Origin of the sequence: Bradyrhizobium sp. STM 3843, from assembly GCF_000239815.1 — a bacterium.
Taxonomy (GTDB): domain Bacteria; phylum Pseudomonadota; class Alphaproteobacteria; order Rhizobiales; family Xanthobacteraceae; genus Bradyrhizobium.
Genome location: NZ_CAFK01000349.1, coordinates 1 through 24,863 on the forward strand (window position 1 = coordinate 1; position 24,863 = coordinate 24,863).

The following is a 24,863-nucleotide window of genomic DNA, read 5'->3' on the forward strand; positions in this document are numbered from 1 at the left end:
TTTTCAAATNTCCGCCCTTGGTATGACGAACGCATCGTCCGACCTCTGACGTTCAGGCCGGAGGCATCAATCCAAGCCTCTCCCTTTGAGGCGCGTTTTATGACCTAAAACATCTGATCAATCTCACGCTTGAACGGAGATTTTGTTGTCCATCCTATTGCCAATTTGTTTTTTCGGAGCGTTGGCTCTTGTACGGGCTGCCCGCAAGTTGATCGGAGAGGAGAACCAGATATCCAACCCGGACCGTTCTTTTTACCGACGCAATGACGGAAACCTCTTACGACTGATCTTCTATTTTGTCCTTTGGTGTTCGACCGGGACCCTAATGTGCGGCCTGTGGCTCCATATCACCGGGCAGTTGGCGATCAAGCTCTGAGCCGTCTGAAATTTCAAACTGAGACATCCACCGCCGATGTCTGCCTCTCGAATTGAATTTCCTATAGAGCCAGCGGCGCGGAAGCTGATACAAACGTCGCGTTCACGCACCAACAAGGACAAGAAGACACATGACAGGCAAGCGCGTGGTGTTCACCGGGGGAACCGGCAAGGCCGGCAGGCATGTGCTGCCGCATCTCAAGAGCAAGGGCTACGAGCTGCTCAACGTCGATCTCAAGCCGTTCGATCATCCCGGCATCAACACCCTGATCGCCGATCTGACCGACAGCGGCCAGGCGTTCAACGCATTGACCACGCATTTCGGCTTCGGCGGCTTCAACGCCGGCAAGCCGCCGTCGGCGCCGGACGCGGTGGTGCATTTTGCGGCGATCCCGCGCGTCCTCATTGAGCCCGACAATGAGACATTTCGTGTCAACACCGTCAGCACCTATAACGTGATCGAGGCCGCCGCGAAGCTCGGTGTCCGCAAGATCGTGATCGCCTCCAGCGAGACCACTTACGGCGTCTGCTTCGCCGAGGGCGACAAGGATTTCAAGAGCTTCCCGCTCGAGGAGGACTACGACACCGACCCGATGGACTCCTATGGATTGTCCAAGGTGGTGAACGAAAAGACCGCGCGCGCCTTCGCCATGCGCTATGGTATTGACATCTATGCACTGCGCATCGGCAATGTCATCGAGCCGCATGAATACGACATGTTCCCCGGCTTTCTCGCCAATCCGCCGTCGCGCAAGCGCAATGCCTGGTCCTATATCGACGCCCGCGACCTCGGCGAGATCGTGCACCTCGCAATCCAGAAGGACGGGCTCGGTTATCAGGTCTTCAACGCCGTCAACGACACCGTCACCGCCACGATGCCGACGCGCGAGCTGCTGCGCCGCCATTGCCCGGATGTGCCGCTGACCCGCGAGCTCAAGGACGACGAGGCGCCGCTGTCGAACCGGAAGGCGCGCGAGGTGCTGGGATTCAAGGAAGCGCACAACTGGCGGAGCTACGTGAAGGTCGGGTAGGGCAGGGCGAACGCATCTGACGAGAGCAGACTTTCGCGACGAGAGGCATTTGGGTGCTCGTCATGCCCGGGCTTGACCCGGGCATCCACGTCTCTCTTTCCAAGTCTTCCGACGTGGATGACCGGTCTTGCGACGTGGATGGCCGGGCCAAATCCGGCCATGACGGAGCGGACACAGCCGACAGTTGCGTTTGCACCCGGAATCTCGAAATCGTTCAGAACAGACGCGAGACAATATCGAGATTCCGGGTTCTAGGCCTGCGGCCTTGCCCCGGAATGACGGTGGTTGTGGCGTAGCAAAGCAGGCATTGCGGCACGATCGCCCGCGCGGGCCGCCGCAGTGCGCGCTCAGGACATGCGGTGGCGGATGGCGGTCATCGCCAGCGCCAGCACGATCGTGCCGACGATGAAGACAGCCGCCGCGGCGACGATCGCGGGACTGATGTTCTCGCGGATCGTGGCGAACATCTGCCGCGCCAAGGTTCGTTGATTCGGTCCCGCCACGAACAGCGTGAGCACGACTTCGTCGAGCGAGGTTGCAAACGCGAACAGCGCGCCCGAGACGATGCCGGGCAGCGCGATCGGCAGCGTCACCGAAAACAGCACGGTGCGCGGTGATGCGCCCAGGCTCGCCGCCGCATGCTCCAGCCTGGCGTCGATACCTTGCAGGGCAGACGACACATTGACGAGCACGAACGGTACCGCGACCACAGTATGCGCGATGATGACGCCGATATAGGTGTTGACCAGCTCGTAGCGGGCGAACATCAGCTGCATGCCGACCCCGAGCACCACCGCCGGGACGACCATCGGCAGCAGGAACAGCGTCCGGACGCTCGAGAACAGCAGCGAGGACCGGCGTCCCCGCAACCCGAGCCCGGCCGAGGTGCCGAGCACGGTCGCGAGCACGGTAGTGCCGCTCCCGATGATGACGCTGTTGACGATCGACAGGCGCCAGGCCTCGGCCTCGATCAGCTCGCGGAACCAGCGGGTCGAGTAGGCGGGAATCGGATAGTTGAGGAAGACGCTGTCTGTGAACGACAGCGGCAGGATCGCGATCAACGGGCCCAGCAGGAAGACGACGATCAGGCTCGCAAAGACGAATTTCGCAACCCCGAGCGTCTTCATGCCCGCTGCTCCTCGTCGGACGCGAGCCGGATATAGACTGCATAGAGCAGGATGGTCATGGCCAGCAGCACCAGGCCGAGCGCGCCCGCCATGCTCCAATTGGCCGCCGCCGTGGCGTAGTAGGCGATGACGGAGGATATCATCTGGTCATTGGCGCCGCCGATCAGGGCCGGCGTGATGTAGTAGCCGAGCGCAGCCATGAACACGAGCAGGCCGCCGGAGACCACCCCGCGCATCGAGAGCGGCAGCAGCACGTGCAGGAAGGCCCGCAGCGGAGGCGCCCCCAGCGACGCCGCCGCCGGCATCAGGTTTTTCGGGATCGCGATCAGCACGCTGAAGATCGGCAGCACCATGAACGGCAGCAGCACGTGGGTCATGGCGATGACGACGCCCAGCCGGTTGAACATCAGTGGAATCGGCGCGGAGATGATGCCGAGGCTCTTCAGCGTTGCGTTGATCAGCCCGTTGTCCTGCAGCTCGATGTACCAGGCCGCGGTGCGGACCAGGAGCGAGGTCCAGAGCGGCAGCAGCACGGCGCCGAGCAGGAGTTGCCGTCGCCAGCCCTGCACCGATGCGGCCACCATCGCGAATGGCAGTCCGATCGCGATGCAGGCGGCGGTGACGATCGCCGCGGTCACGAACGTGCGGATCAGGATCAGGCGGTTGGCCGAGGCGCCCTCCGGCATCGCGGCGATCGCTCCCGCCGCGTTGCGCTCCAGGTCGACCGCGGCGAGCAGGTTCTTGTCGGTCCAACTCGAGGCCACCGCATCTGCTATCGTCGCCCAGTAGGAGATCTCGGCCCACCGCGCATCGACCGCCGCCAGATCCACCTCGCCGGAGGCACCGAGCGCGCGGCGGGTCTTGCCGAGCAGGCTGCGGAAACCTGACTGGGCGCTGTTGAGCCGCCGCACCAGATCGCCGAACTGCTCGTCATTGGTCAGCGCCCGTAGATCAGCCACCAAGGCCGCCTGCTGTGCTGTGGTCGGCAGCGTGGCCCGGTCCCAGCGGGCCAGCGCCCGTGCCGTGCGCGGCAGCGCGTTGGTCGCCACCGGATCCGACACCGCCGACGTCATCATGGTCACCAGCGGTGCGACGAAAAAGACCAGCATGAAGGCCAGCAGCGGCGCCAGCAGCAGCAACGATTTCAGGCGTTGGAGGACGTCTGGCCGCCGCATGATCCCACCACCCACACGTCCGACGGCGCAAAGGAGATCGCGACCTCGTCTCCGATGTCGGCGCGCTGCCGCGCACGCTCGCTCTTGATGATCAGGCGCTGCGCGCCGACGGTCGCAATCAGCCGGATATGGTCGCCGAAATAGACGGCATCGACGATGCGCGCCGTCAGGCCGTTGGCGCCGATCGCCGGGTCGTTGATCCTGATGACCTCGGGCCGGATCGAGATCTGGACCCGGCCGTCCTCAACGGCAGCGGAGCCGGCCTGCGCGGACAGTGTCAGGCCGGACTCGGAGGTCAGGCGGAGCGTGTCACCCGATCGCGCCTCGATCATGCAGGGCAGCAGGTTGGTCTCGCCGATGAATTCCGCCACGAACGGCGTCCGCGGCAGATCGTAGATCTCCGCCGGCGTGCCGATCTGCTCGATCCTGCCGTGATTGAAGACGGCGATCCGGTCCGACATCGTCAACGCCTCGTCCTGGTCGTGGGTGACGAACACGATGGTCAGGCCGAGCCGGCGATGCAGGTCGCGGATGTCGAGCTGCATCTGCTCCCGCAGCTTCTTGTCGAGCGCGCCGAGCGGCTCGTCCATCAAGATGACCTGCGGCTCGAACACCAGCGCCCGCGCCAGCGCCACGCGCTGCTGCTGGCCGCCCGAGAGCTGCGCGGGCTTCCGACCCGCCATCGCGCCGAGCTTGACCATATCCAACACGCGGGCGACGCGCTCCGCGATCTCAGCCTTCGGCGTACCGCGCATCTTGAGCGGAAAGGCGATGTTGTCGGCCACGCTCATGTGCGGAAACAGCGCGTAGCTCTGGAACACGACGCCCATGTTGCGCTTGTAGGGCGGCAGCTCGTCGATGCGGCGGCCGTCGACATGGATGGTGCCGCTGGTCGGCTGCTCGAATCCTGCGAGCATCATCAAAAGCGTGGTCTTCCCGGAGCCGGACGGCCCGAGCAGGCTGACAAATTCGCCGCGTGCGATGCCCAGATCGAGTTGATCGACGACCGTCAGGGCGTGAAAGCGTTTGGTGACCTGTCTGAACGAGATGAACGGTGTCAACGCGCGAGCCAGGCATTGAAACGCTTGGAGAGCTCTTCCGAATTGTCGGTCCAGAAGCCGACATTCAGTGGGATCGCCCGCTTGAGATTGTCAGGCGTGGTCGGCAGCTCGGCGGCGTATTTCTCCGGAACGAGCTTGGCCGCGGCGATGTTGGGCAGGCCGTAGGCGATGTATTCGGGAAGCTTGGCCTGGTTCTCGGTTTGGCTGGCGAAGGCGATGAAATTCATCGCGGCATCCTTGTTGGGCGAGTTCTTCAGGATGACCCAGCTGTCGACCGCATAGATGCTGTCCGGAAACACGAAGCCGAAATGCTTGCCCTCGGAGCGGTTGATGGCGCTGATGCGGCCATTATAGGCCGACGTCATCACGACCTGACCGGATGACAGGAGCTGCAGCGGCTGCGCGCCGGCCTCCCACCAGACGATGTCACCCTTGAGCGCGTCGAGCTTCTTGAAGGCGCGCTCCACGCCCTCGGGCGTCTTCAGGACCTTGTAGACGTCCGCCGCCGGCACGCCGTCGGCCATCAGCGCGAATTCGAGCGTGTATTTGGCGCCTTTGCGTAACGACCGCTTGCCCGGATATTTCGCCGTGTCCCAGAAGTCAGCCCACGATTTCGGGCCATCCTTGAGCTTGTCGCCGTCATAGGCGATGCCGGTCGACCAGACGATCGCCCCGACGCCGCAGTCGCTGACCCCGGCGGGAACGAAGGAGTCCCTGCCGCCCATCTTCTGCCAGTCGATCTTCTCATAGATGCCGTCGCTGCAGCCGAGCTCGAGCTCCTCGGCCTCGACCTGAACCGCATCCCAGTTCGGGGTGCCGGCTTTGACCTTCGCCTGCAACACGCCGTAGCCGCCGTCCCAGCTCTCGTCGAGCACGGTGGCGCCGATCTTGGCGGCAAATGGCTGGAAGTAGATCTTGCGCTGGGCGTCCTGGTAATTGCCACCCCAGGAGACGACGGTGAGATCGCGGGCATGGGCCGGGGGCGAAACGCTCATCAAGGCGGCCGCGCTCGCCAGTGCCGCCAGCAAAACCTTCATCGATGCCCCCTTGACCGAACCGTGAACGGTCAAATCTTCGCGCGCGAGCATCGGAAGTCAAGGCTAACGTGGGTCCGGCGGGCATTCCGCCGGGGTCACAACTCGGAGGCCGTTATCGCGCGCGGGCGGGCGCCGTCGGCTGGGCCATCTCGGGCAGGTCCGCGGCGAGATCGGCGGCCGGCAAAGTGGGATCGAGCGGCCGTGGCAACCGTGGCGTCGTCGCATCATGTCGGCCGACGCGCTCGAAAAGCTGCGTGTCCTTCATGAGACGGGCAGCGACAAGATGATTCAAAAGTTCCATGGTAAACTCCTCAACTGCAATGACCCGGTGGCCGGGCGCGGGTCCGGCCACCGGGTCGGCACGGCGCAATGGAGGTGGCGTCCTCCATTTCGCCGCGCGGTTCTATGAATGAACTCACATTCGCCGCGATTATTCCGCCGCCTGCGCGATGTGACCGATGGTTCCGTGATCCCCGTGCTGGGTGAGCGGCTTCATGCCGGTGACGGTCCGCAGCAGCACATAGAACACGGGCGTCAGGAACAGGCCGAACACGGTGACGCCGATCATGCCGGAAAACACCGCCACGCCCATGGCACGGCGCATCTCCGAGCCTGCGCCGGTCGAGAGCACCAGAGGCAGCACGCCCATGATGAACGCCATCGACGTCATCAGGATCGGCCGCAGCCGCAGCCGGCTGGCCTCGATCGCGGCGCGGATCGGCGAGCGGCCCGCGAATTCGAGCTCGCGCGCGAACTCCACGATCAGGATCGCGTTCTTCGCGGAGAGGCCGACGAGAACGATGAGGCCGATCTGGGTGAAGATGTTGTTGTCGCCCTTCGAGATGTAGACGCCGAACATCGCGGCGAGCAGCGCCATCGGCACGATCAGGAGGATCGCGAGCGGCAGAGCGAGGCTCTCATAGAGCGCGGCGAGCACCAGGAACACCAGCAGGATCGCCAGCGGAAATACCCAGAGGCCGGAATTGCCGGCGATGAACTCCTGATAGGTCAGGTCGGTCCATTCGAAGGCAAAGCCGGGGGGCAGGGTTTCCGCCGCGACACGCTCGGCCGCGGCCTGCGCCTGGCCGGACGAATAGCCCGGCGCCGCCGCGGCGTTGATGTCGGACGACAGGAAGCCGTTATAGCGGATCGCGCGCTCAGGTCCGGCGCTCTGACGAACGTGGAGCAGCGCGGAGAGCGGCACCATGTCGCCGGAGGCGGCGCGCACCTTGAGCTGCCGGATGTCGTCGGCCCGGGCCCGGAACGGCGCATCGGCTTGCACATAGACCGAATAGGTGCGGCCGAACTTGTTGAAGTCGTTCACGTAGTAGGAGCCGAGGTAGATCTGCAGGGTGTTGAAGACCTCCGTGACGGGCACCCCGAGCTGCAGCGCCTTGGTGCGGTCGATATCGGCGAACAGCTGGGGCACGTTGACCTGGAAGCTCGAGAACACGCCCGCTATTTCAGGCGCCTTCTGCAAGCCCGCAAGGAACGCCTTGGTGGCCTCGTTCAGCGCGTCATAGCCAAGGCCGGCGCGGTCCTCGATCTGCAGCTTGAAGCCGCCGATCGTGCCCAGGCCGTTGACCGGCGGGGGCGGGAACATGGCGATAAAGGCGTCCTGGATCCCGGCATATTTCTTGTTGAGCGCCATCGCCAGCGCGGGCCCCGACAGCGACGGGTCCTTGCGCTCGTCGAACGGCTTCAACGTCGAGAACACGATGCCGGCGTTGGAGGAGTTGGTGAAGCCGGAAATCGACAGGCCCGGAAACTGCACCGAACTCTCGACACCGGGCTGCGTCAACGCGATGTCGCCCATCTTGCGGATCACCTCTTCGGTGCGATCCAGCGTGGCGCCATCCGGCAGGCGGGCGAAGCCGACCAGATATTGCTTGTCCTGGCCCGGGACGAAGCCGCTCGGGACCTGCTTGAACAGCACCGCGGTCGCGCCGATCAGGAGCACATAGAGCCCCAGTATGGCAGCCTTGCCGAAGATCACCTTGCTGACGGTGCCGCTGTAATTGTCCGAGGCCTTCACGAACACGCGGTTGAAGCCACGGAAAAACCAGCCCAGCGCCTTGTCGAGAAACCGCGTCAGCCGGTCCTTCGGGTCGTGATGGCCCTTGAGCAGCAGCGCCGACAGCGCCGGCGACAAGGTCAGCGAGTTGACGGCCGAGATCACGGTCGAAATCGCGATCGTCAGCGCGAACTGCTTGTAGAACTGCCCGGTCAGCCCCGAGATGAAGGCGAGCGGCACGAACACGGCAATCAAGACCAGCGCAATCGCAATGATCGGTCCCGACACCTCGCGCATCGCCTGGTAGGTGGCATCGCGCGGCGTGAGCCCCGACTCGATATTGCGCTCCACATTCTCGACCACGACGATGGCGTCGTCGACGACGATGCCGATCGCGAGCACCAGGCCGAACAGGCTGAGCGCATTGATGGAGAAGCCGAACAGATGCATCACCGCAAAGGTGCCGATGATCGAGACCGGCACCGCGAGCAGCGGGATGATCGAGGCGCGCCAGGTCTGCAGGAACAGGATCACCACCAGCACGACGAGCACGATGGCCTCGAGCAGGGTGTGCACCACGGCTTCGATCGAGGAGCGCACGAACTGGGTGGGGTCGTAGACGATCTGGTAGTCGACCCCCTCCGGCATGTTCTTCTTGATCTCGGCCATGGTCGCGCGGACGTTGTCGGAGATCTGCAGCGCGTTCGAGCCCGGCGCCTGGAAGATCGGGATTGCGACCGCCTGCTTGTTGTCGAGCAGCGAGCGCAAGCCATATTCGGAGGCGCCGAGTTCGATACGGGCGACGTCGCGCAACCGCGTGACCTCGCCGCGGCCGCCGGTCTTGACGACGATGTCGCCGAACTGCTCCTCGGTCGACAGCCGTCCCTCGGCGTTGACCGAGAGCTGCAGGTCGAGGCCCTTGACGCTCGGCGAGCCGCCGACCACGCCGGCCGCGGCCTCGACGTTCTGCGCCTGGATCGCCTTGACGATGTCGCTCGCGGTCAGCCCGTGCTCGGCGGCCTGCTGCGGATCGACCCAGACCCGCATCGAATAGTCGCCGGCGCCATAGAGTTGCACGTCGCCGACGCCGTCGATCCGCGCCAGGCGGTCCTTGACGTTGAGGACCGCATAGTTGCGCAGATAGGTCATGTCATAGCGGCCGTTCGGCGAGTTCAGGTGCACCACCATGGTGAGATCGGGCGAGCTCTTCTTGGTGATGATGCCGAGCTGACGAACCACGTTGGGCAGGCGCGGCTCGGCCTGCTGCACCCGGTTCTGCACCAGCTGCTGGGCCTTGTCCGGATCGGTGCCGAGGCGGAACGTCACCGTCAGCGTCATCGCGCCGTCGGTGGTCGCTTGGCTGCTCATATAGAGCATGTTCTCGACGCCGTTGATCTGCTCCTCGATCGGGGTCGCCACGGTCTCGGCGATCACCTTCGGGTTGGCGCCGGGATAGGTGGCGCGCACCACGACCGAGGGCGGCACCACGTCCGGATATTCCGAGATCGGCATCGCAAACAGCGCAATCAGGCCGGCGAGGAAGATCAGGATCGACAGCACGCCGGCAAAGATCGGCCGGTCGATGAAGAATTTGGAGAGGTTCATGGCTCGCCCCGTAGCGGAAATGTCGTTTCGGCGAATGCGTCGTGATGAGTCAGGGTCTAAATCGCTTGGGCAGTGTTACCCTCTCCCACAAGGGGAGAGGGTGGCAGAGCTCGTCGCTGCCGCTTCCCCACCCAAGTTCAGCGCTCTGCAAGTTGCTTGTTGTCGGACGCTGCGCCGTCGCGCTCGCCCATCGCGGCGACCTGCGTCTTCAACAGGGCGCCGGGACGCACGCGTTGCAGGCCGTTGACGACGACGCGGTCGCCGGGCTTGAGGCCGGTCTGCACGATGCGAAGCCCCTCGACGGTGCCGCCGATCGTGATGGGACGGTAGAGCGCGCGCTCGTCGTCGCCGACCACCATCACGAATTTCTTGTCCTGGTCGGTGCCGATGGCGCGCTCGTCGAGCAGCACAAGCGTCTGCTGCTGCGGCTGGCCCATGCGGACGCGCGCGAACTGGCCCGGGATCAGCCGGCCCTCGTCGTTCTTGAACACGGCGCGCACGCGGATCGTGCCGCTCTGGCCGTTGACCTGATTGTCGATCAGCTGGATATGGCCCTTGGCGGAAAAGCCGCCGGACGTCGTCATCTCGACCGGGATGCGGTCGAGATTGCCGCGCTTGCCGGAGGCGTCAGCGACCGCATTCAGCGCGCGCAGCACCACCTCTTCGTCGGCGTCGAAGCTCGCATAGATCGGGTTGACCGACACCAGCGTGGTCAGCACCGGCGAGGCCGACCCCGCGGCGACGAGATTGCCGACGGTGACCTCGATCTTGCCGACCCGACCGTCCACCGGCGCGCGGACCTCGGTGTAGTCGAGATTGAGCTTGGCGGTCTGCAAGGTCGCTTCCGCGGCTTTGACGTTGGCAATGGCCTCGCGATTGCCATTGTCGCGCTGGTCGTAGTCGCGCCGAGTCACGACTGCGTTGCCGACCAGTTGCGCGCCGCGCTCCAGCTCGTTGGCGGCAAAGGCCGCACGCGCCTTGGCGGCTTCGAGCTGGGCCTGGGCCTTGTCCACTTCGGCGGCGTAAGGCGCGGGGTCGATCTTGAACAGTACGTCGCCGGCTTTCACCAGCGCGCCCTCGGTGAAATTGGTCGAAAGAATAGCGCCGGCCACCCGCGGCCGGACCTCGACCCGCTCGACCGCCTCCAGCCGCCCGGAGAATTCATCCCAGAGCGTGGCTTGGCGTGGCTCGACCACCGAAACGGTCACAGGCACGGCCTGCTCTGGAGCCGCGGCCATGGCCGCGTTCGGGGCGGTATTGAAATAACGATTGCCAGCCACCGAAGCGCCGGCAAGGAGGACAGCGGCGACCGCGACGGTGCCGAGCAGCCGCTTGAGACGGCCGAAAGGGGGATTCTTGTGCGAGGGCATTCGCGCGCTCCATATTGTAGTGCTCACTACAGATGTAGCGCTGGCAAGCCTTTCGCAAGACACTTATGTATCGGATACTACGAAAATGGTAGCCCCCTGTGGGGAAACTGCGCCAGATCAAAGAAAGCTCTCGAAAGAACAATAAGATAGCCGAACGCCGGCAAGCGCCGGAACGTTGCAGAAGCGGGCAGCAGGGGCAGGAGAGAGGCCAATGGGCATGGGACGACCCCGAACATTCGACTGCGACGCCGCGCTGGACCAGGCAATGGAGGTGTTCTGGCGTCATGGTTACGAGGGCGCCACCATCGCCCAGCTGACCGAGGCGATGGGCATCAATCCGCCGAGCCTCTACGCCGCGTTCGGCAGCAAGGAAGGTCTCCTCAAGGCCGCGCTCGACCGCTACACCGAACGTCGCGCCGCCTGGATGGAGGAGGTGCTGAGCGCGCCCACCGCTCGCGACGTTGCCGAGCGGATGCTGATGGGCGTAGCGGAGAAGCAGACCGATCCCGCCAATCCGCCCGGCTGCCTGCTGGTCCAGGGTGGAATCGCCTGCGGCACCGGTTCGGCCAGCGTGCCGTTCGAACTCGCCGCCCGGCGCGCCCAGACCGAGGAGCAGCTGCGCGACCGCTTCGCACGGGCCAAGGACGAAGGCGACCTGAAGCTGTCCGCCGACCCGGCGGCGCTCGCGCGCTACGTTTCCGCGGTCAGCGTCGGCATGGGCGTGATGGCCTCCTCAGGCGCCGACCGCGACGCTTTGGCCCAGGTCGCGGCCGTCGCGGTGAAGGCGGTCGAGGAGCAGTCGTCAGGCAGACCAGAGACATGACGTGGCGTTCTCGCGACGCCTGTCGCGTCCGAGTGCCCTTGCTAGCGGTCAGCCTGAGGTGATCAGGTCGCAAATGCACGCGCAGCGACACATGATCCTCATTTGAGTCTTCTCGAATTGGACCCAAAGCAGAGATTCACTTGCAGCCTCGCCCACGCGCGCCGATCCGCGACATCATGCCGCTCAGCAGGGATCCCTGCGTGCAAACCGAAGGTTGCGCGGCGAATCGCCAAAACGCGCTCGGAACAGGCGATTGAAATGCGAAACATCGGAAAAGCCGACCTGCAGCGCGATATCGGAGATTCGCTGCGCGCCGCCATTTGATTCGGTCAGAAGCTTCAGCGCTTGTTGGAGCCGTAACTCATTCACGTATCCGGTGAACGATGATCCTGATGACGCGATCAGGCGCTGCAGATAGCGCGGCGAGATGCCTTGGCAACGAGCGACCGTCTGGACGCTGAGCCCCGGCTCCTGAAAGTGTGCTGCGATGTAATCGAGGACGGCAGTATGGCGCGCGGCGACGACCGCGCTCGTACTGCTTTCGCCAAAGGGGAGGCATGCGCTGATTGCGATCGCCACGAGATCATGGATATGCGCCACGACCGCATCACGCAGGTTGGGAGCGGCCAAAACATTTTCGTTAAATGTCGACTTCAGATAAGCCATGAGGAGTCGGAGCGCTTCAGTTCGGTGCGAAACAGGCCGCATCGTGAGCCTTTCGACATTCGTCACGCGCTCTGCAAGCTCTTCGCGCGGTACCGCCAGGCCGAACAACAATCCATCGACATAGGTGACGGTGGCGATTTCGGAATGCAGAATTGCGATCGCATCGCCGGTGCGAAGGTCAATTTCGCGGCCACGCTGCGACAGCTGACATTTGCCGAGAGAGCAGACGACAATTCCAATCGAGTCATCACCATCAGCGAGGTTCGCGCGCAAACGCTTGAAGCGCATCGAGGAGCCTCTCAATGCGAGCTTGCGCAAACCCCGGATCGCTTGCAACGTTGCGTCGGCCTGAAACGGAGCCTTCGATAGCGGCTCGATCTCGGCGTGAACTAAGCCCCGCCCAAAGTAGTCGCGCCACAGCGGGAGTCGCATCCGTTCCGGAAGCTCGCGCGTGGAGAAATGATGCGAGACAAATTCGGCTGCGTCCTTACACACGGGGGACCTCCAGCCTTTGAACCAGACGTCGGGATGAAATGCCGCGACAATCTACGGTCGCTATTCGAAGTTTGCAGTCCGCGCACCGGCCTTCTCTAGAGCCGTACGCATGAGTCCAAGACGCTACACCATTGGTCTGATAGTCTCATTCACCTGTGATCGATGCGTATGTGAACTGGCTTACGTCGCGGACATTAAATCAGCACTATAATGATTTGAGAAAAAATCTCCTTTAAGAAGAGAAGATCATGATGGCTCTATTTCTAATTGCTGCTGTCGACTCCAATTCAGACGACTCTATCAACATGCAAGCGCAAATCACAGCTTTACGACATCCTTCGCGATTGATCGAACTCAACGATCCGCGTGCAGATGACAACGCACGGCTGGCTGTCCTCTGATACCAATTTCGTGTCGTGGACCGGCAGCCACATCGCTCGGTTTGTCGGACACAACTATTTTCGGCGCTGCTGGTTTGGATCTGCCGGTTGAAATGAAATCTGTTGCGGGTGACGTCGACGGTCATGATCAAGCGGGGTTTGATGATGTCCATCATAATCGAGATGTTTTACCGTGAATATTGCCGTGCTCGCCTCGCCGAAATGCGGAAGCAGCTTTTCATCCCGATGGTCGGCGGAGTCCAGCAAGGGCCTCCGGTGGACCTCGACGCGTGCGACCCAGATGATCAGGGGAGCAACCGGGTAGGGAAAGAAAGTCCAACCATCAGGTAGCCCGAGGCTTGTAACCGCATCGATCGGTCGGGCATTCGCTCGGTACGCGGAGCTCCTGAAGTATCCGGGTATCTCGTCGACGTAGATCCGATGACGGCATGCGAGCTCGCCAGGCAGATCAACAAATGCACGATAGAACTCAAACCGCGACGCGATTGATCGATCAAACTCCGCCGGAGTTGGGGGGATCTGGCCGCGACCTCCGCATCGATGTCTGTCGCGGCCTCGCCCTGTGGTGGATCTTTCTTGACCATGTTCCCAACAACATCGCAAGCTGGCTGACACCGCGCAGCTATGGCTTCTGTGATGCCGCCGAGATCTTCATGTTCATCTCGGGCGTGACCTGCGCGTTGGCTTATGGCAGGGCACAGCAGCGCGAGGGCTGGAGCGGCATGATCGGCCGTTCGCTGCGGCGGGGATGGGACATCTATGCGGCGTTTCTGCTGCTCACGGTCGCTTGCACCATCCTCGTCCACCTCGCGGGCATCGACCATCTTGCCGACGAGAGCAACACGCGGGTTCTGTTCGAAAGTCCGGGCGCCGCGCTCGAGCAAGCCGCCATCTTGCAATACCGCCCGGTCAACACCGACGTGCTGCCCGTTTTTGTGATCTATCATGTGTTGTTCGCTCCGCTGTTGTGGTTGCTGCTGCGAGCACCCAACGTGACGCTCGGCCTTTCATTGTTGCTTTATGCGCTCGTGCAGATCTTCGGCTGGAGCGTTCCAGCCTGGCCCAACAGCGTCTGGTACTTCAATCCGCTGGCTTGGCAGCTTCTGGTCGTTCTTGGCGCCTGGTGCGTCATCGAGGGAGAGAAGATCCGGCCGTGGGTGGCGTGGCGCCCGGTGCTCGTTCTTGCGGTTCTCTACCTGGCTTTAGCCCTGATCCTTGCGCTGAGTTGGGATATCAAGCCGCCGGTGCCCCGGTCATTGGCGAGTGGCTTCTCGCCCTTGGACAAATCCAATCTTGGTCCGTTGCGGTTGCTGCATTTCCTGGCCCTTGCAATCGTGGCATGTCGGCTCATTCCTCGGGATTGGCGAGGGCTATCGACAGCGGTGATGCGCTGCGCGAGGCGCTGTGGCGAGAATTCGCTCCCGATATACTGTCTCGGCGTTCTGCTGGCGCTTGCCGGTCACCTGACGTTGGTTGAGATTTCCGACCGGCTCGCAATGCAGATCGGTCTCAGCCTTACTGGAATCCTGGTCATGATCGTCGTCGCGACCCTGCTGAACGCGATCGGCAACAAGCGCGGGCGTCAGCCCCAGTGGACGCAGTCGAGGTAAGGCGCACGAAGCCCGGAGCTCTCGGGCGCGAGTGGAGAACGATCAGGACGCCGAGCATACCGTGTGGTCCGCCCATGCGCTGCGCGGCGGTCGCTCTTCGCGTGAGTCTCTTGCGCTTCTTGATCCGGTTGGTTTCTCTGTAGCGGCGTCGTCGGCCGGGACGATGCGCGCCTGCCTTCCCTTGCGACCGATCGGGTTCAGCCTCCATGCGTGTCTTCTCCGCCGCTCTTGCCACCGAGACTAACACTTTCGCGCCGATGCCCACTGGGCTCGCCACCTTTCATGAGCGGGCCTACTTTCCCGCCGGCACCCATCCCGACAAGATGCAGATGCATGGCGGGCCGTTATGGGCGGCGCGGCAGGTCGGACCGTCCAAGGGTTGGACGCTGATCGAGGGGCTGGTTGCGGCCGCCGTGCCCAATGGTGTCGTCACCCGCGCCACTTTCGAGACCTTGCGCGACCAGATCCTTGCCGATCTCAAGGCGGCACTGCCGGTGGACATGGTGCTGCTCGGTCTGCACGGCGCGATGATCGCCGATGGCTATGATGACTGCGAGGGCGAGCTGATCACGCGCGTCCGCGAGATCGTCGGGCCCGATGTCGTGATCGGCGGCACGCTCGATCCGCACTGTCATATGAGCGACGCGATGGTCGCAGGGGCGGATCTCCTGATCTGCTGGAAGGAATATCCGCACACCGACATTTTTGAGCGCGCGCAGGAGCTGGTCGCGTTCTGCACCGCGCTGGCCGAGAAGCGGCTGAAGCTTCGGCACGCGCTGGTCGATACCGATATGATCGTCACCCTGCATACCACCCGCGAGCCGGTGCGGAGCTTTGTCGATCGCGTGAGCGCGCTGGAGGGCAGGGACGGCATCGTCTCGGCTTCGATCGTGCACGGCTTCGGCTGGGGCGATACGCCTGACATGGGCAGTAAGGTCCTCGTCTATAGCGATGCGGCCGCGGACCCGGATGGTGTCAGCGCCAAGGCGCTGGCGCGACGGCTCGCGGACGAGCTGATCGCGATGCGCGACGCCGTGACCGAGCGCATGCCCGGCATCGACGCGGCACTGGATCAGGCGCTGGGCACCGAGGGGACGATCGTGCTGGCCGACGCCAGCGACAATCCCGGCGGCGGCGCGCCCGGCGATTCCACCTTCCTCCTGCACCGGATCATCGCGCGAAAAATCAGCAATGTGTGCCTGGGGCCGATCTGGGATCCGATCGCGGTGCGCATCGCCTTCGATGCCGGCGTCGGCGCGAAGCTGCCGCTGCGGATTGGCGGCAAGATCGGGCCGCTCTCCGGTGATCCCGTCGACGCCACCTGGGAGATCAAGGCGCTGAAGTCGGACATGGTGATGACGGGGCTCGCCGGCACGCCGGCCAAGCTCGGCGATTGCGCGCTGATCGCCTGCGACGGTGTCGAGGTCGTGATCACGACCTTTCGCTGCCAGGCGTTCGGCACCGATCTCTTCACCCAGCTCGGCTGCGACCCGCGCACCCGCAAGCTCGTCGTGGTCAAGTCAGCACAGCATTTCCGCGCGGCCTATGCGCCGATCGCAACCGCCGTGATCACGGTTGATGCGCCCGGCGTGGTGGCGCGCGACGTGACCACCTTGCCGTACAAAAAGATCAAACGCCCGAAATGGCCACTCGATGAATTGCCAAGGGCGTGAGGCGCGGCGTCGATGTGCCAGAATGCGACGCCAGCGCCAGCGCTCTTAACTTTCGGAACGTGGTCGGAACGAAGCATGTCCGAATCGCTGGCGGGGCCAAGTGCGTCACTTGTTCACGACTAGATGTCGGGCCTTGGCAGGCGAAGCACGCCATATTCAGCTCGAGCAGATCAGCGCGGCCGTTTAGATTCGAACTCGAAAAGTTAAGCTCGGCGCAAGTGCCGGGCTGTGCCCGAGCCGCCGAAGATGTCGGCGGTCGCGTCCATCAGATGCTTCAAAACGAGACGTTATGCGCGCTGCTCTTAAGTTCTGGAACAGGCTTCGAACGAAGCATGTCCGAATCGCTCGCGCTGTCAGGTGCGTGATCTGTTCACCGCCAGATGTGGCGACCTGCTCGGGCGGCATACAACATGCAGCTGAAGGGGTCGACGTGCGAGGTGATATCGGCTCCGAAAAGTTAAAGCCCGGCGCGAGCGCCGGGCTTTTGCTACTCGACTCATCAGGATGCGATCGATCAGAACGCAACCTGCGTGCGCATCGCGAAGGCATCGAACGTCGAACCCGCATTGACGGTGCTGGTCGAGCTGGCCTGCTTGGAGATGTCGCCATGCAGATAGTTGAACATGAAGCGGATGTTGCTGCTGACGTACCAGTTCAGGCCCGCAGTGTAGATGTTCTGCCGTCCACCGGCGATGCCGGCAGCGGTCGCGAGCTGGTCGTTCAGGTCGATCGTGCTGAAGCGTCCGGCGATCTCCCAGGCCCCCCAATTGCCCGCCTGCCACGAGAACGGGTGTGACGGCGCGACGCCGCCGTAGGAGGCGCTCGCGGCGTTGTACTTGTGGCTTTCGCCGGTCAGGACATAGCTCGCCTCGACATAGCCGCCCTGGAATTTCAGGCTCGAGGCGCCGAACGGCGGCAGGCCGGTGTTGGCGGTGCGGTCGACGTTGAACCAATAATATTCGCCCTGGGCGAAGAATGACCCGTAGGTCCCGGCGGCTTCGACGCCGTAGACCTGGGCGCTGGAGACATTGGCGATCGCGCCGGTCGAGACCAGCGTGGTCGGATCGATCCGCAGCTCCGGACGGTCGCTCAGGGTCAGTGTCTGCGCCTGCGTGACGAGGTTGCGCGGCGGCTGGATCAGCCATTCCGCATCGGCACCAAGGTGGAATGAATAGTCCGGGCCACTGACGACCTGGCCGGCGACGCGCGCCACCGCACCATATTGCTCGCTGCTGGCTGCAGGCGTGACGCTGGAGGCCGAGTGGATCTGGCCGGTCGTCGGTCCCGTGACGTAGGCGCCGGCCCAGAACTGGTCATTCCACCAGCGCGAGCCGAAGGCCGAGCGGAAGTCGCCAGCCGCGATGTTGGTCGCGACGATGCCGGCCGAGGCGCGCTCCATGAACAGGATGTCATTGGAGCTCGTGGACTCATCGAGCGTCCAGGGCAGGTCCATGATGCCGCCCTCGATCGCCATCTTGCCGCCGAACGGTCTGAAGCCTGTGTAGCTCAGATAGGCGTTCTCGACGCCCGAGGTGCCGCCGCCCGGGAGCGATCCGGGTGCCGTGCCGCCGAAGCCATCGGACGAACCGCCGAAATCATAGATCAACGCATAATTCCAATCGCCCAAGAACTTACCCAAGATGCCGATGCGCGCGCGGCGTACGTTCTCGCCGCTGTCGAGCTTTTGCGGTGACGTCGCCGCGCTGTTGGGCCGGTAGTTATAGCCACCGACGTCGAAATGCAGCCGGCTGGTCAGCGAGATGCAGTTTTCGCCATCGATGGTGCAGATGGTCGGACGGTTGTTCGGCATGGTCACGACCACGCCGGATGCCGCCACCGGCCCCTTGGTCGGGATCGCCGCATTGGCATTGGCGACCGCGGCCTTGATGTCGGCCTTTGCGGTTTCCGCTTTCGCGCTCGCCGTCGCGGCCGCCTGTGTATTGGCCGTGGTCTGCTTCTGCAGCCTGTCGAGCTTCTGCTCCAGGATCTTGAGCTGCTGCTTCAACAGCGCGATCTCGGCCTCGCTGCTCTCGGCCGCGTGCGCCGACGACGCTGCCAGCAGCCCCGCCACGGCCACCATCGTTGCCGTTCGTATGGTCATGATAATCCCCTTTGTAGCTACAGCCACCCTGCAATCGCCTCAAATTGTAGGAAACTCGGGTGAAGGTCCTGCGACAGCCTATTCGCGATTGGCTGATTCCTGCTCTGTGAAAACAACATGGGGGGACGTCTGCTTGGATGATATCGATCATCCAATCCACGCGGAGGACGGCTGAAACGCTGAATGCGTCGAGGTCCGCATGTCGCAGATCTGCAACATGAGACCATCATATGTAAGTGAAAGCGCTAAGGGGCCGCGTCAGGCCGCGTTGCGTCAATCAGCCGGGGCCGGCTGCCTGTTAGTTTCAATGGCGTCGGTGAGAGCGGGCCCTGCGGTGCGCGCGTGACCAGGGCGACCAAGCCGAGCGCTGTGATCGCAAGCCAGAAGCACAGCCAGAAGCCGTCGATATAGGCGAGCACATTGGCCTCGCGCTGCACCTGCGCCGCGAGCGTGCCGACCGCGCGGCCCTGGGCCTGCCCGGCACCGTAGCTCGAAAAATAGTTGAGCAGCCGCTGCAGCACGCGTGCAACATCGGGATCTCCGCTCTGGATGTTGAGCCCGAGATAGGCGGAGTGCACCTGCTCGCGCACGCGCAGCCAGGTGCCCATCAATGCGACGCCGATCTCGGCGCCGCCGAGCCGCATGATCTGGATGTAGGCGGCAAAGGCGGTCGCGCGCGACGGATCGGAGTTGGACAACGCCATGATGATGATCGGCAGCAGGGTGAAGGCCTGGCCGACCGACTGCAGCAGCACGATCGGGATGAAGTCCTCGCGGGCCCATGCATTGGTGACTTGCGTGCCGAGCAGGTTGGCCGCGGCGAAGGTCGAAAATCCGATGATCACGACGATGCGGGGATCGAAATGACGCAGCAGCCAGATCGAGAGCGGCACCAGGGCGATCATCGGAAGTGCGCCGTAGGTCAGGAGCAGCACGCCGCTCTGCTCGGGCCGCAGCTGGGTGATGGTGCCGAGGAAGTTCGGCACCAGTGACGAGTTGGAAAGGCTGGTCAGGGTGTAGAGCAGGATGACGGCGAGCGAGAGCCCGATATTGCGTGAGAACAGCACGTTCACATGCGCCCACGGCTGCCGGACCAGAACTTCGTTGATCAGGAAGATCGCAAACAGCGCGGCACCGCCGAGCAGCAGCGCCATCACCGTGCCCGACTGCAGCCAGTCGAGCCGGTTGCCCTGGTCCAGGCCGGCATAGATCATCGCAACCGAGGTGCCGAGCAACAGCATGCCACCCCAATCGGCGTCCTTCACCAGCTCGCGGTTCACAGGCTCGGCCGGCGTGCCGAGATAGACCATCAGCCCCATCAGCGGCGCGATCGCGACGCCCTGCCAGTATAGCCATTGCCAGCCGAGATGCTCGACATAGAAGCCGACCAGCGCGGTCGAAGAGTCCAGCGCGAACCCGACGCGGATGGAATAGAGCGAGATCGCCGGCAGCCACCAGCGGATCGGCAGGTTGCGAAAGATGATCATCAGCGTGGCCGGCACGAACGTGCCGAGCAGCATGCCGTGCGCGATGCTGAGCGCGATCAGCGTCGGGTAGTGACGCACGAAGGGGATGATGAGCGAGATCAGCGCATAGATCAGGCTCGGGATGCCGAGCACGCGGCGCAGGCCGAACGCGGTCGCAAGCCAGGCCACGGCGGGCGCGATCAGGATCTGCGAGCCGATCGCGGCGGTGGAGAGCCAGGCGCCTTCGTCAAAGCTGAGAGAGAAGGCGCCGCGCAGGTCCGGGAGGCCGACCGAGGTGAGCCGGCTGTCGAAATTGGCGAGGAATGCGCCCAGCAGCACGGCGACCACCGCAAACAGCGGATAGCGCGCGACCTCGCCGCGCGAGACCGGCCCACGATTGGCCGCGCTATTGTCCGCCATCGGCGCGGTCGACGTGAATGTGGGTCACGACCGACATCCCCGGCCGCAGCCGCGCGAGCAGCGGCTGATTGTCGTCGAGCTGGATGCGCACCGGAATGCGCTGGACGACCTTGGTGAAATTGCCGGTGGCGTTGTCGGGCGGCAGCAGCGCGAATTGCGAGCCCGATGCCGGTGCGATCCGCTCCACCCGGCCGTGCAGCCTCTCGCCGGGGAAGCTGTCGACAGTGACTTCGACGGCCTGGCCGGGCACGACATGGGTCAGCTGGGTTTCCTTGTAGTTGGCGATGACATAGACATGCGGCAGCGGCACCACCGCGATCAGGTTGCTGCCGATATTGACGTAGTCGCCGGGCTGGACCTGCCGCTCGCCGACAATGCCGTCGAACGGCGCCGTGATTCGGGTATAGCCGAGTTTCAGCCTGGCTGCGGCGAGCGCGGCCTTGGCGCCGGCGAGATCGGCGCCGCGCTGCTTCTTCGTCCCTTGCAGCACCTCGAGCTGATGGCGTTGCGCAGCGATGACCGCGCGACTGGCGCGCACATCGGCCTGCGCCTTGGCGTAGGCGGCGGTCGCTTGTTCCAGCTTCTGACGGGTGCCGGCCTCGCTTTGTGACAGCGATTGCTGCCTTTCCTGCTCCTCCCGCGCTTCGACCTCGGCCGCCCCGGCCGAGACCTGCTGCGCCTCGGCCTGCGCGATCGTCGCATATTGCAGCTCGATCTGGTTGCTCAGATTATCGAGCGCGGCCTGCGCGGCTTCCACCGTCGCCTCGGCCTGCGCAACCTGCGCCTCGTAATCGGCCGGGTCGATCTGGACCAGGAGATCGCCGGCCTTGACGCGCTGGAAGTCGCTGACGTCGACCTTAAGCACTTCGCCGGCGACGCGGCTGGACAGTTTCGTCAGCTCAGCCCGGACATAGGCATCGTTGGTGGTCTGCACCGCGGCGCTGCCGACCCAGGCGTCCCAGCGCAGCGTGGCAACGCCGATGAACGCAAGCGCGACGATCACGGCCAACAGCGGGATTGCAAGCCGCGCCAATGAACTGCCGGGCGCAGCCGTTGTTGCGCGAGGGGCAGCGGCGGGAGCGGGGCCAGCCGGTGGTGCGACGACACTGCCCGATTGCTCACTCACGGCGCATCTCCATTGCCTCGCGTTCCACGGCTGATGTGGTCACCGGTTCCCGACATTCGCAAAGAGATCATCGCGACATGATACGAACCTCGGAAGCCCGGCACGAGCCGCACGAGTATGACGGTTCTCATACGATAGAACGGCGCGACGGGCCAGCCACTATCACGGGATCAGATCTGCTCATCCAAACGTTGTCTTGGGCGCGCTGCGGTTCTCGGGCGCAGCCGGCCATGGTCGGGGGGCGAATGCTGGATACCGCTTTTTCCAACCTCGGCACGGTCGCCGATTAACGCTATCGGAGACGCCGTTTTGTGCTTCCGGGGAGAATATCCTATCTTTGGGTCCATTTCACCTTGGCCGCGTTAACAGGCCGGGACCACGCGATTGAACAGGGAATGCATACAGATGGGACATAAGGGTGCGATCCTGATTGCCGGCGGCGCTGGCTATATCGGGGCTCATTGCGGCAAGGCGGTCGCCGAGGCCGGCTTTCTTCCCGTCTGCTATGACGATCTGACGACGGGCCATCGCAGCTTCGTGCAATGGGGCCCGCTGGTGGTCGGCGATATCGCCGACAGCATCAAAGTCGCGACCGTCATTCGTCAATATGACGTGCAGGCGGTGATGCATTTGGCGGCATCGAGCGCAGTCGGCGAATCGGTCGCCGATCCGCAGAAATACTACCTCAACAATGTCGTGGGCACGCTCGGCCTGTTGCAGGGCATGCGCGCGGCCGGCTGCAATCGGCTGGTGTTCTCCTCCACCGGCGCCGTCTATGGCAATGCCGGCCGCGAGCCGATCCCGGAGAGCGCGGCCGGTCCGACCGTCAACCCTTACGGCCGCTCCAAATACATGATCGAACAGATCCTGGCCGATTATCGCGCGGCCTATGGCTTCAGCTCGATCTGCCTGCGCTATTTCAATGCCTGCGGGGCCGATGCGTCGGCGGTGATCGGTGAATTGCGCAATCCCGAGACGCACCTGATCCCGCGTGCGCTGATGGCGATCCTGGGCCATGTGGCCGACTTTGCGATCTTCGGCACCGACTATGACACGCCCGACGGCACGGCGGTGCGCGACTATATTCACGTCGACGATCTCGGCGCCGCCCATATCGCGGCGGTCGAACTGTTGCTGCAGGGCAATCCCGGCGGTGCTTTCAACCTCGGTACGGGGACCGGCTGTTCGGTGCGCGAGATCGTGGATGCGATCCGCACCGAGACCGGCGAATCCGTGCCGCTGGTCTATCGCGAGCGCCGCGCCGGCGATCCCGCCATCCTGGTCGCCGATCCCTCGCAGGCCGAGCGTCAACTCGGCTTCAAGGCGCGCCGTTCCGATCTCGGCACCATCATCCGCTCGGCCTGGGCTTGGCACCAGAAGGCGCATCCGCGCATCGCCTGACGTCCCGGCAAGCAGACGTCAGCGCGTCGCCTCACGCACCTGTCCGATGTCCGCGCCATCGGCGCCTTTCGCTCTTGGAGCAGGTCGAGCTACTCCAGGTCGACGGCATGGTATTGGCCGGACTTGTCCAGCTGCGTGCCCCAGACCTTGTGCACCGCCTGGTGATCGGACGGATCGAAGGCAATCTTCGGGCCGAGTCCCAATTCGTAGTTGCGCATGCCCTCCAGCGTGTCCACCAGCGCTTCCGTGTCGAAGGTCGGACCAACGCGCCGCAGTCCTTCGATCAGGATGTTGGCGGTGAGATAAGCCTCCAGCGACATATAGTCCGCCGGCTCGCCCGGGAAGTATTTGGCGAGCGCCTTCTTGTAGTTCAGTGCGACCGAGGCATAGCTGTCCACCGGGGGCGTGACCTGGGTGCAGACAACACCGTCCGCAAAGCGGGGGCCGAGCAGCATGAGCTCGTTGGCAAGGCCGGTGCTGCCGACGCCAGAAATCGTGGTGTAGATCATGTCCGGATAGAGATCGCGGGTCTTCTCGATGAACTTCGCTGCCGGGCGAACGGTGGCCACCAGCACGACCGCCTTGATCACAGGCCGCTGCCGACGCAATTGCGCCACGGCGGCGTCGACGTCGACGGTGTTGCGGGGGTAGGTCATGCGGAGAATGTTAGCTGAATCGCCACCGCGCAGCGCGCGCACCGCCTTGGTCACGCCGTCCCATCCGGCATCGCCATAGGCGTCCTGCTGGGTCAGCACCCCGATCTCCTCCGGACGCAGCCGCCGCACCTTCACAAGATAATGGATGAGGGCATTCGCCTCCTCGGCATAGCCGGCGCGAAAGTTGAACACGTAGCGGTCCGGCGGATCATGCCTGAGCGAGGGCGCGCCGGTGAATGCGCCAAAATAGAGCGCATGACGTTCAAGCGCGTAGGGGACGGAGACCAGCGCGGTCGGACTGCCATAGTTCTCGACGAAGCCGAACACCTTGTCCTTCTCGTAGAGCTCTTTCATCGCGTCCAAAGTCCGCGTCGGTTCGTAGCCGTCGTCGGCGGTGACCAGTTTGAGCTGCCGGCCGTACACGCCGCCATTGTCGTTGGCCTGGTTGAAGGCGGTTTCGATGCCGAGCTTGAGCTGGCGCCCCATCTCCCTGGACGGGCCTCCGAACGGCGCGGCCATGCCGAGGCGGATTTCGCTGTCGGTGACGCCCTGAACGGTGCTTGGCGTCCGCGGTGCCGCCGCCGTCGGGTTGATGTTGGCCGTCCGCATCTCGGCTTTGGGCAGCCCGTCCTCGCGCAGCGGCATGTTCGCAGCCGGTGCCGTGCCTTGAGCGGGTGCAATCGCCGGAGCCGCATTGGCCGATGTGACGCTCGGAACGAAAGCTGGCGGGGCGACCGGCGGCGACGCGGCCGGATGCTGTGTCACCGACGCGTCGGCGCGGCTGTAGGTGAAGGCGAGACCCGACCACCGAGGCAGCAGCGTGACCGCCGCGTAGCTCGACACTGCCGCAACCAACACCACGGTTCCCAGCAGAAGGACGGCGTTGAACGATTTCTGCTCTACGGGAGGTGGCGGAACATCCTGAACGCCAAGCCGCGGAAAGCGATCAAGTGTCCTGATCCTTTCGTGCTCGGCTTGCCAAGCCGTGTTGGGCAATTGATCCAGCCCGTCGTCGGCATCAGACACATAGCGCGGATATTCCCTGTCGTCCTGCGGATCGGACAAACGTCCCATGATTTCTTCCCTAGATCACGTGGCCGTATCCCATCTTGTTGTTGAGAGTTTTCTTAAGGATGACGGCGCAGCCGCGCATTGCGCAAAACAAAACTATCGCCCAGCCGGACGCGGCAACAGATGGCGGTTGTCCCGACGCTGCTGCGCTTCGTCGAT

At 63.8% G+C, this 24,863-nt stretch carries 17 protein-coding genes; 5 read left to right on the top strand and 12 right to left on the bottom strand.

The features are described 5' to 3' along the window. The first annotated feature begins 506 nt into the window (after positions 1-506). Entirely contained in the window at positions 507-1,406 is a 900-nt protein-coding gene (locus tag BRAS3843_RS38420) for an NAD(P)-dependent oxidoreductase (protein ID WP_008974713.1), read from the top strand. 347 nt (positions 1,407-1,753) lie between these two features. Here BRAS3843_RS38420 and BRAS3843_RS38425 read toward each other — a convergent pair whose 3' ends face one another. The 7 genes from BRAS3843_RS38425 to BRAS3843_RS38455 all read right to left on the bottom strand — a co-directional run bounded on the left by BRAS3843_RS38425 (position 1,754) and on the right by BRAS3843_RS38455 (position 10,795). Continuing rightward, positions 1,754-2,533, bottom strand: a complete 780-nt coding sequence (locus BRAS3843_RS38425; protein WP_008974715.1) for an ABC transporter permease — start codon at positions 2,531-2,533, stop codon at positions 1,754-1,756. Further along, complete coding sequence (locus BRAS3843_RS38430) at positions 2,530-3,642, bottom strand: ABC transporter permease (protein ID WP_008974716.1); 1,113 nt, start codon at positions 3,640-3,642, stop codon at positions 2,530-2,532. Before BRAS3843_RS38430 ends, BRAS3843_RS38425 begins: the two co-directional genes overlap by 4 nt. Before the next feature lie 35 nt (positions 3,643-3,677). Beyond that, positions 3,678-4,769, bottom strand: a complete 1,092-nt coding sequence (locus BRAS3843_RS38435) for an ABC transporter ATP-binding protein (protein ID WP_008974717.1) — start codon at positions 4,767-4,769, stop codon at positions 3,678-3,680. Beyond that, entirely contained in the window at positions 4,766-5,806 is a 1,041-nt protein-coding gene (locus BRAS3843_RS38440) for an ABC transporter substrate-binding protein (RefSeq protein WP_008974718.1), read from the bottom strand. The genes BRAS3843_RS38435 and BRAS3843_RS38440 overlap by 4 nt, the downstream gene beginning before the upstream one ends. Positions 5,807-5,918: 112 nt before the next feature. Beyond that, positions 5,919-6,107, bottom strand: a complete 189-nt coding sequence (locus BRAS3843_RS38445) for a hypothetical protein (protein WP_008974719.1) — start codon at positions 6,105-6,107, stop codon at positions 5,919-5,921. Between the two features lie 129 nt (positions 6,108-6,236). Then, positions 6,237-9,425, bottom strand: coding sequence for a multidrug efflux RND transporter permease subunit (locus tag BRAS3843_RS38450; protein WP_008974720.1), 3,189 nt, complete (start codon positions 9,423-9,425; stop codon positions 6,237-6,239). A 137-nt stretch (positions 9,426-9,562) separates the two neighbouring features. Further along, the gene (locus BRAS3843_RS38455; RefSeq protein WP_008974721.1) at positions 9,563-10,795 is read right to left on the bottom strand and encodes an efflux RND transporter periplasmic adaptor subunit; all 1,233 of its coding nucleotides are present in this window, start codon (positions 10,793-10,795) and stop codon (positions 9,563-9,565) included. A 211-nt stretch (positions 10,796-11,006) separates the two neighbouring features. On the opposite strand from BRAS3843_RS38455, the gene BRAS3843_RS38460 reads away from it, so the two are divergent. Then, entirely contained in the window at positions 11,007-11,618 is a 612-nt protein-coding gene (locus BRAS3843_RS38460) for a TetR/AcrR family transcriptional regulator (RefSeq protein ID WP_008974722.1), read from the top strand. A 183-nt stretch (positions 11,619-11,801) separates the two neighbouring features. Here BRAS3843_RS38460 and BRAS3843_RS38465 read toward each other — a convergent pair whose 3' ends face one another. Further along, positions 11,802-12,779, bottom strand: coding sequence for an AraC family transcriptional regulator (locus BRAS3843_RS38465; RefSeq protein ID WP_008974723.1), 978 nt, complete (start codon positions 12,777-12,779; stop codon positions 11,802-11,804). A gap of 856 nt (positions 12,780-13,635) precedes the next feature. On the opposite strand from BRAS3843_RS38465, the gene BRAS3843_RS38475 reads away from it, so the two are divergent. Both BRAS3843_RS38475 and BRAS3843_RS38480 read left to right on the top strand, forming a co-directional pair. Continuing rightward, positions 13,636-14,790, top strand: a complete 1,155-nt coding sequence (locus tag BRAS3843_RS38475) for an OpgC domain-containing protein (protein WP_008974724.1) — start codon at positions 13,636-13,638, stop codon at positions 14,788-14,790. 206 nt (positions 14,791-14,996) lie between these two features. Further along, positions 14,997-16,463 carry a M81 family metallopeptidase gene (locus tag BRAS3843_RS38480; RefSeq protein ID WP_008974725.1) on the top strand — a complete coding sequence of 489 codons (1,467 nt, stop codon included), beginning with the start codon at positions 14,997-14,999 and terminating at the stop codon, positions 16,461-16,463. 514 nt (positions 16,464-16,977) lie between these two features. Here BRAS3843_RS38480 and BRAS3843_RS38485 read toward each other — a convergent pair. The 3 genes from BRAS3843_RS38485 to BRAS3843_RS38495 all read right to left on the bottom strand — a co-directional run bounded on the left by BRAS3843_RS38485 (position 16,978) and on the right by BRAS3843_RS38495 (position 21,483). Next, entirely contained in the window at positions 16,978-18,564 is a 1,587-nt protein-coding gene (locus BRAS3843_RS38485) for an OprO/OprP family phosphate-selective porin (protein WP_035984193.1), read from the bottom strand. Between the two features lie 245 nt (positions 18,565-18,809). Continuing rightward, the gene (locus BRAS3843_RS38490; RefSeq protein WP_008974727.1) at positions 18,810-20,450 is read right to left on the bottom strand and encodes an MFS transporter; all 1,641 of its coding nucleotides are present in this window, start codon (positions 20,448-20,450) and stop codon (positions 18,810-18,812) included. After that, entirely contained in the window at positions 20,437-21,483 is a 1,047-nt protein-coding gene (locus BRAS3843_RS38495) for an HlyD family secretion protein (RefSeq protein WP_244425574.1), read from the bottom strand. Before BRAS3843_RS38495 ends, BRAS3843_RS38490 begins: the two co-directional genes overlap by 14 nt. A 498-nt stretch (positions 21,484-21,981) precedes the next feature. Here BRAS3843_RS38495 and galE point away from each other — a divergent pair, with 498 nt between their 5' ends. Further along, positions 21,982-22,977, top strand: a complete 996-nt coding sequence (gene galE, locus BRAS3843_RS38500) for a UDP-glucose 4-epimerase GalE (RefSeq protein WP_008974729.1) — start codon at positions 21,982-21,984, stop codon at positions 22,975-22,977. Positions 22,978-23,066: 89 nt separating this feature from the next. Here galE and BRAS3843_RS38505 read toward each other — a convergent pair whose 3' ends face one another. After that, the gene (locus BRAS3843_RS38505) at positions 23,067-24,707 is read right to left on the bottom strand and encodes an ABC transporter substrate-binding protein (RefSeq protein WP_008974730.1); all 1,641 of its coding nucleotides are present in this window, start codon (positions 24,705-24,707) and stop codon (positions 23,067-23,069) included. Positions 24,708-24,863: the final 156 nt, after the last annotated feature.